The 8,125-nt window shown below is 44.2% G+C and carries 7 protein-coding genes and 1 pseudogene; 5 read left to right on the top strand and 3 right to left on the bottom strand.

Going from position 1 to position 8,125, the window contains the following annotated elements:
• Together M595_RS26515 and M595_RS26510 are read left to right on the top strand one after the other, a co-directional pair.
• The coding region (locus M595_RS26515; protein ID WP_152983646.1) for an FHA domain-containing protein at positions 1 to 435 on the top strand (435 nt) is incomplete at its 5' end.
• 291 nt (positions 436 to 726) lie between these two features.
• Positions 727 to 1,320 (top strand): hypothetical protein, encoded by a 594-nt coding sequence (locus M595_RS26510; RefSeq protein WP_023069666.1) that lies wholly within the window; start codon positions 727 to 729, stop codon positions 1,318 to 1,320.
• Positions 1,321 to 1,420: 100 nt separating this feature from the next.
• Here M595_RS26510 and M595_RS31340 read toward each other — a convergent pair whose 3' ends face one another.
• Positions 1,421 to 1,570, bottom strand: a complete 150-nt coding sequence (locus tag M595_RS31340; RefSeq protein WP_023069670.1) for a hypothetical protein — start codon at positions 1,568 to 1,570, stop codon at positions 1,421 to 1,423.
• Positions 1,571 to 1,826: 256 nt separating this feature from the next.
• Here M595_RS31340 and M595_RS26505 point away from each other — a divergent pair, with 256 nt between their 5' ends.
• Both M595_RS26505 and M595_RS26500 read left to right on the top strand, forming a co-directional pair.
• Positions 1,827 to 3,020 carry a sigma-70 family RNA polymerase sigma factor gene (locus tag M595_RS26505; RefSeq protein ID WP_023069669.1) on the top strand — a complete coding sequence of 398 codons (1,194 nt, stop codon included), beginning with the start codon at positions 1,827 to 1,829 and terminating at the stop codon, positions 3,018 to 3,020.
• Positions 3,021 to 3,077: 57 nt separating this feature from the next.
• Positions 3,078 to 4,532 (top strand): glycoside hydrolase family 13 protein, encoded by a 1,455-nt coding sequence (locus M595_RS26500; RefSeq protein ID WP_023069668.1) that lies wholly within the window; start codon positions 3,078 to 3,080, stop codon positions 4,530 to 4,532.
• Positions 4,533 to 4,617: 85 nt separating this feature from the next.
• On the opposite strand, the gene M595_RS26495 is transcribed toward M595_RS26500, so the two are convergent.
• On the bottom strand, positions 4,618 to 5,748 hold the full coding sequence (locus M595_RS26495) for an alkene reductase (RefSeq protein WP_023069674.1): 1,131 nt from the start codon (positions 5,746 to 5,748) through the stop codon (positions 4,618 to 4,620).
• Positions 5,749 to 6,090: 342 nt separating this feature from the next.
• Here M595_RS26495 and M595_RS26490 point away from each other — a divergent pair, with 342 nt between their 5' ends.
• Positions 6,091 to 7,272 carry a M20 family metallopeptidase gene (locus M595_RS26490; protein ID WP_023069667.1) on the top strand — a complete coding sequence of 394 codons (1,182 nt, stop codon included), beginning with the start codon at positions 6,091 to 6,093 and terminating at the stop codon, positions 7,270 to 7,272.
• An 8-nt stretch (positions 7,273 to 7,280) separates the two neighbouring features.
• Here the strand turns inward: M595_RS26490 and M595_RS31335 are convergent.
• Positions 7,281 to 8,125, bottom strand: a pseudogene (locus M595_RS31335) (hypothetical protein); the annotation flags it as partial.

The following is an 8,125-nucleotide window of genomic DNA, read 5'->3' as shown; positions in this document are numbered from 1 at the left end:
GGAGAATTAATGCAGCCCCTTGAAGAAATTAGAACAGAACTCCCGGCGAATTCTCAAACTTGGTTGGGATATATTGCGCCCAGGGCGTGGCTACGTCTACCGAGTGATTTAAACCCGTCTTTGGGATCACCGCCTCAACTATGGCCGCTCGAAGCTGGAAGCGTGCGAGTTGGACGGGGAGAAGACAATGATATCGTCATTTCTGAACAATGGGTATCGAGTAAACACGCGGAAATCTTTTGTCGCAATGGTAGCGATGACAACCCCCAACCCACCTTTTTTCTGCGAGACTTTTCTCGGTATGGAACTCTCGTTTCCGCAGAAACCGGATGGCAACGGGTTCATCATCAAGAAGTTGCCTTACAATCTGGAACCCAGTTAAAATTTGGCAGTTCCCAAGGTCAAGCCCTAGAATTTATGATCGATCCCACTTAGCCCTAACTCTAACTCTAGTCAAGTTACGGAATTTATGAAAATGCTATTGTAGCTAGGGAAGTCAGAGCGTAAATGCTACTGATTCCTATCTGATACTCACTCAATCAATAGATGGAATCCGATTTCATCACCCGAGAAAACCGACTCAATTTCCTGGCTAGACTCTCAATATTCTCTTGACTAACCCGAGGGGAATTTGAGACAGTGAATCAGTCGAGATTCAGACAGTCTCCACCCCATCTATTCCTTAAAACCTAGAAATTTTTACTTAAACATCAAGGACACAGACTCATGAACAACTCATCGGCCTCCCCCAAAATTCAAGCTGAGTTAGATTTATTAGATGTACTGCTAAACGAAGAACAGCCCTATATTTGGAACACCGAGGCGCTAGACTCCGAAACCGAACTCAGAGAACTCGACGAACAACTAGCCCTCTGTGATTGTTTAACCGACGAAGATGTACATCACCGACTTCAAAGCCTACTGACTCAAGTTGAAGACTTATGGTCTGTCAATACTCTCCAAAAATCTCTGATCGAGAAATTTGCTGACTGTGTTCCTCAAGATCTCCTACAACGACTCGCCAAACGAGCAATTCACCTCAACCAAAAGCTTCAAGAGGCTCGTTCTACTCTCGCCGAACAACTGGTACAGTGTACTCAAGAAATATTACCCCATTGGCAAGAAGAAGACCTACAAGTTTTAGCCCGTCCTTTTGCTTATGCGATGCGGGGAGCAGAAACAGAACCCAAGGATTCTCCTCTCAATCCTACCCCGACAAAACCCTGGACAGAACTGTCTGAAATCGAACAAGCGAGAATGGGTTTAGTGATCGCCGGTTATGCGTTGTCAGAATTAGAACACCAGCCTCAAGAGTCTTAAACACTTCCCTCTAACACTCTATTTCCGAACAGAAGAATCTTTGAAGCCGAACAAGCATTCCGAAATTCCTCGATATTATTGATGCGAACTCACCGCTTGTTCATTCAGCGACGCTCAAGTTTTGGGGATGCTGAAACGCCTTCGAGAAAAACTTTCCGTCTAGAAACACATAGAAGTACAGAACAATGGATTGATTTGGCCCTTGACACGATAGATTGATCCGTTCTTCCGTCGAAATATCTGTTTCCATAATTCCTGACACCTGACTCCAAGAGTTGAAGCTAGAGACATGAGTTAACCCGGTTCAGCCTGATACAGATTAATGATCGGATTTTTTTGAGGTTGACCGCTAGGATAAGTAAAGAACAGAAACAATGGTGATGGAGTCAGAGGTTAACCCAGACTCGGCGATCACCGAAACTGGTAATCAGCACGTGCATCTGGCCAGGCTCCTTGCTTGAGAAAAAATCCAGTTGTACCTTTTTTCACCCCCAATGGATTGATTCATGCGTCCTCGTCAAGGCTTGATTGAGACTTTTTCCACCTTTGTGACATTCACTGAGGATTATTTCGACTGTTGGATTAGCGATTCCAAACTGCGTCGGAGTATGGATCGGTGTCTGAAAACTCAACCCTTACCTAAACCACCCGCATCAGAAAAGTTTTGGGTGCATTTTTGGCATAAAAAGTGGCAAACCTCATCGGATGAGGCTCAAGGACATTTACTGGCTTACCTACAAGAAGCCTGTTACTGGAGCGCTTACAAAACGGTGAATGCGGGTTTTGCAGGCGTACATCTGAGTATTGCAGATTTGTTTCAAATTGCTCTGACTCAAGTTGAACGCATTCTCAACGGGTTTGATCCCGATCGCGGATCGACGCTCAAAGATTACGCCAGCGTTGCTTTCAAGTCAATCATTCGTGATCTTCTCCGTCAACGCCGAGAAACTGATATTTGTAGCGACTGGGCGTTATTACGAAAACTGAGTCAAAAGCGACTGCGAGAATCTCTACAAAACGCTGGAGTTAACAACGAAGAACAACTCGAACAGTATATCCTAGCTTGGACTGGCTTTAAAGCGCTCTATGTTCCGACTCAAGCCACTGGAACTCGTCAACTCAAGAAACCCGATACCGCCACTTGGGAAGCGATCGCTAAATTCTACAACACTGAACGCCAAACCCAACTCTCCCCCAAGACGACACCCGCTACTCCGGCTACGCTAGAACGTTCCCTGACTCAATGTGCAAAATGGGCGCGACTTTACCTTTATCCAACGGTGGGATCGCTCAATATTACTAAATCAGACAGCGATACACGAGAAATAGTTGAAGATTTAGTCGATCCGAATGAACCGATGTTAGCCGAATTGATCGCTGAAGAAGAAAACCAAGATCGCCAAACTCAACAAGTTCAACTCAAGCAAACTTTAACGACAGCCCTCGAACGCCTCAAGCCCGATGTTTTAGAGATTTTGCGACTATACTACGAACAAGGGTTAACTCAGCAAGATATCGCCCAACAACTCGATATGAAGCAATATACGGTTTCTCGTCGTCTGACTAAGGCTAGAGAAACTCTACTCAAAGCCCTCGCCCAGTGGACACAAAATACTTTAAAGGGGGAGTTAACCTCAGAAGCGATCGCCCAAATTAGTACCCTGTTAGAAGAATGGTTGTACAGTTATTCGTGGAAATAACCCCTGACTCGATACCATGAAAACGGACATGAAACTGACAACTTTCAGGGATATTCGATGGACATTCAAACTCCAGACTGGGTAAAACACGCTGTATTCTACCAAATTTTCCCCGATCGCTTTGCCAAAAGTGAAAAATCTCACTATCAATTTCTCATGAAGCCCAACTGGGAAGAATGGGATGCACCCCCAACTCCCCAAGGCTACAAAGGGGGCGATTTGTGGGGAGTGATTGACAAGTTAGATTATATCCAAGATCTGGGCATCAATGCTATCTACTTTACACCCATTTTTCAGTCTGCTTGCAATCACCGCTACCACACCCACGACTATTATCAAGTTGACCCCATTTTAGGGGGAAATCAAGCGCTGAAAGAACTCCTTGATGCGGCTCACCAACGCAATATTAAAGTTGTCTTGGATGGAGTTTTTAACCACGCGAGTCGGGGCTTTTTCTTTTTTAGCGATATCCTCGAAAATGGCCCCTATTCTCCCTGGTTAAATTGGTTTAAAATTCAAGATTGGCCGTTATCAGCCTATGATGGAAACCAACCTGCAAATTATGTCGGTTGGGCGGGAAATCGTGCCTTACCGGAATTTAACCATGATAATCCGGAAGTGCGAGAATATATCATGCGAATTGCAGAATATTGGCTCAAGTTTGGAATTGATGGTTGGCGCTTAGATGTTCCTTTTGAAGTCAAAACTCCGGGTTTTTGGCAAGAATTTCGAGAACGTGTTAAAGCAGTTAACCCAGAAGCTTATATTGTTGGAGAAGTGTGGACTGATTCTCGTCATTGGTTGGATGGAACACAATTTGATGGGGTAATGAATTATTTATTTACCGCGCCAACTCTGGCTTTTACTGGCGGAGATCGAGTCCGAATGGAGTTGGTAGAAGGGCCTTCTTATTATCCTTATCCTGCTCTTTCTGCGAGTGAATATGCGACTAAAATTGCTGAGTTATTAAACCTCTATCCTTGGGAAATTCAACTGACTCAATTGAACTTACTCGATAGCCATGATACCGCTCGTGTCTTGTCAATTGTGAATGGAGATCAAGACAGTGTTGAGTTGTCAACTTTGTTGTTATTAACCTTTCCGGGTGCGCCCAGTATTTATTATGGGGATGAAGTGGGTTTACCGGGAGAACTTGATCCCGATAGTCGGCGAGGATTTCCTATTCAAAAAGACTGGGATGAACCGACTCTGAATTACCATAAACAGTTAATCGCAATTCGTCATCAATATCCGGCTTTACGAACGGGCGGTTATCAGGTCTTATTTGCTGAAGGATTAGTGTATGTTTTTGCTCGGATTTTAGAAGATCAAGAGGTGATTGTTGCAGTTAATAGTGGAACAGAATCAGCAAATATTACGGTGCAAGCAGATGGTCTTAAATCTCGTCCTGAAAATGTTTTGTATGGGAATGTAGAACTGTCTTGGGAAGGAGATAAGTTAACGTTAAATCTTCCTGAACGTAGCGGTTGTATTTTAGCCGTAAATAGTTAATAATAACAAGGGCGGGTTTATGTCGGTTATTGATGAGTAGACCTACATCAACTTGGCACCCGCCCCGACAACATGGGTTAAGATGTTAACTCTTTGCTGTTGTTAAGTCTTGAGATTCTTGATAAGTTGGAAAATCAGTATAACCTTCCGCCTCAAAAGAATACCAAACATTCATTTCTGCCGGAGGATTTAAAGGCCAGTCATGGGTAAAACGTTCAATTAAATCAGGATTACTAATATAGGGTCGTCCAAAGGCAATTAAATCAGCATAACCTTCTTGAATCGCAGTTTCTGCACTTTCTTGAGTATAACCACAATTTCCCATAAGAGGATGATCAAAAACCTCTCTAAATTCAGCCAATGTCATCGGTTCACCCAACTCATGGAAGCCAAATGCTAGACCATCTAGTAGATGTAAATAAGCCAATTCATAAGTATTAAGCTGTTTGGCCACATCAAGAAAAGTCTCCCGAAAGTCTGGCGAACCCATATCGTTAAAATTGCCGTTTGGAGACAGTCGAACACCGACTCTATTAGACGACCAAACTGTGAGGATAGATTCTACAATTTCTTGTAGGAAACGATAGCGATTTTCAATGCTACCCCCATATTTATCGCTCCGATGATTTGTTTTTGACTGAAGAAATTCATCAATTAAATAACCATTGGCAGAATGAATTTCCACCCCATCAAACCCTGCTATTTTAGCGCGTTCGGCGGCGCGACGATAATCTTCTACAATTCCAGGAATTTCCTCTGTTTCTAACGCCCGAGGTATTTCGTGGGGTTGCTTACCAATGGGGGTATGAATCTCGTCTCCCTCAATTTTAATCGCAGAAGGGGCAACCGGAAGTTGACTATTTTCGTGAAAGCTGCTGTGAGAAGCTCGGCCACAATGCCAAAGTTGCAGAAAAATCGGTGTTCCTTTAGAATGAACAGCATCAACCACTTGTTTCCAAGCTGCTGTCTGTTCATCGGAGTAAATTCCTGGTGTTTGTTGCCATCCAATAGCCTGTTTGGAAACCACAGTTGCTTCTGTAATAATCAAACCTGCTGATGCCCTTTGGTGATAATATTTAGCCATTAAAGCATTCGGCAAACGTTCGGTTCCCGCTCTTGAACGAGTCAACGGAGCCATCACGACTCGGTTTTTTAAGGTTAAATCTTTGAAGTCAAAAGAGCTAAGAAGTAACGGTGAGGAGGTTTGAGTTGACATGAAAATTTTAACCTATATTTACAGTAGGCCGTGAACAATAAACAGTTAATCGTGTTTTTAGCGATCGCAGAATAAGGATTCAGCACTAAAAATCAGAAATTAGGAATAATTAACACGTCCCTAAACCCTGAGTCCGACATCCGATATCTGACATCTGAAATCGATAAATTCAAATCTAAAACCGCAAATCTGTCACCTGATTATTATAAATCATGGAGTGATCCTTTCTGCCCCTAAAAAAAGATTAGCATCAGCTTGCTTTTGTTCATCTCTATCTTTAGATTCTGGGGAAATCTCTCTTAAACTAGATGTAACCTCAGACTGTATAATTGACAATTATCCATGCTAAATCAAATTAAAGCATTAGCCACTGATCTCGCCCCTCGTTTAATCGAAATTCGTCGCCATATTCACTCCCATCCTGAACTCAGTGGTCAAGAATATCAAACCGCTGCCTATGTTGCGGGTGTATTATCCTCTTGTGGGCTTCATGTTACCGAAGCTGTTGGGAAAATCGGAGTTGTTGGCGAGTTGAAGGGAAAAAGCAATACACCGCAATGGTTAGCCATTCGTACCGATATGGACGCCTTACCCATTAAAGAAATGACGGAGTTAGACTTTGCCTCCCGTCAGCCCGGAATTATGCACGCTTGTGGCCATGATGTGCATACAACAGTTGGGTTGGGAACGGCTATGGTATTATCGCAGCTAGATACGCCTTTAGCGGGTCATGTCCGGTTTCTATTTCAACCCGCCGAAGAAATTGCCCAAGGTGCGAGTTGGATGGTTGCAGATAACGTTATGCGTGATGTGGCGGCTATTTTGGGAGTCCACGTCTTTCCCAGTATTCCCGCCGGATGTGTGGGGATTCGTCAGGGAGCATTGACAGCGGCCGCCGATGATTTAGAATTAACCATTATGGGAGAATCGGGTCATGGTGCGCGTCCTCACGAAGCAAAGGATGCCATCTGGATTGCGGCTCAAGTGATTACCACCCTCCAACAAGCGATTAGTCGCACTCATAACCCTTTAAGGCCTGTTGTTTTAACCATTGGTCAAATTGTCGGTGGACGGGCGCCGAATGTGATCGCCGATCAGGTTAAACTGTCGGGAACGGTGCGATCGCTTCATCCTGAAACTCACGATAGTTTACCCGCTTGGATCGAAAATATTGTTGCTAATATTTGTCAGATGTACGGGGCGCGTTATGAGATGAATTATCGTCGGGGCGTACCGTCTGTACAAAATGATCCAAAAATGACTCAGTTAGTGACAGAATCAGTTGGGGAAGCTTTGGGCAAGGATAACATTATTACTTTATCAGAACCGTCTTTGGGTGCGGAAGATTTTTCAGTGTATCTCAATCATGCACCGGGAATGATGTTTCGTCTGGGAGTCGGACACCCAAAAGCACCAAATTATCCTCTCCATCATCCGAAGTTTGAAATTGATGAATCTGCCATTATTACTGGTGTTGTTACTCTGGCTTATTCAGCTTACAAATATTGGCAAAACAATCAATAGAGAAAAGATTATTTTCTAACTTGATCAGAGGAACTTTCTGGAGGTGTAGGCGGAGAATTATTAAAAGATTCAAGGAACACTTTTACCCGCCCACTCGGTTCTAAAATTACCCTAATTTTAGGGCGTCTGCCGTCTGCTGTCGCGGAAACAAACGGTTCACCAACATTGGGTAATTCAAGCTGAACTAAGCGATTAACTGCGGGTTGACCGACAGGCATAATACTCGCAATTGTACCATCCGCATTGAGTTGTAATGTGTATTGAAGTGCTTTCTGTAAATTTTTGGGGGGATACCAATTGTCTTGAAAATAAGTTCTGACTTCATCAACTTGCGGAATTTGATCAAATAATGTGGTGTCTTCTTGGCGAGTTGCTGCAATGGTTTGGGGACGTTTATTTAACTGGGTTAAATAAGGATCTTCTGACGTTTGATTTTCGCTGATTTCAGGATCAATCCCTTCAGAATTCCCGGTGGAATTGTCTTGATTTTCTTCCTCTGGAAAAACGCTCACAATTTCGGGGGGTGGCGAATCTTGGAGGGGGGGAAGTTGGATCACAGGCGGAACTTGAGGAATGGGGTTAAAGGGGATGGGAGGGGGTGTTTGTGCGCCGATGGGTGGGGCGACAGAAGCAACAGAAGGAGGGTTAGCAGAGGGGGGAACAGAGGGGTTAGCAGAGGGGTTAGCAGAGGGGTTAGCAGAGGGGTTAGCAGAGGGGTTGGGCGGGCTGGTTGGTTGGGGTTCCGGTAGGATAATCATCATTCCCTCTTGCTGAGAAACATTGGGGATTGTTTGAGGGGGAGGGGGACTTCCGGGTTCAGGAAATAACGGGGGCGGTATCGGCAGGGGGGCGG

It is taken from the genome of Lyngbya aestuarii BL J, assembly GCF_000478195.2.
GTDB classification, from domain to species: Bacteria; Cyanobacteriota; Cyanobacteriia; order Cyanobacteriales; family Microcoleaceae; genus Capilliphycus; species Capilliphycus aestuarii.
The sequence above is the reverse complement of the archived record's forward strand: the minus strand, read 5'-3'. Positions and strand labels throughout refer to the sequence as shown.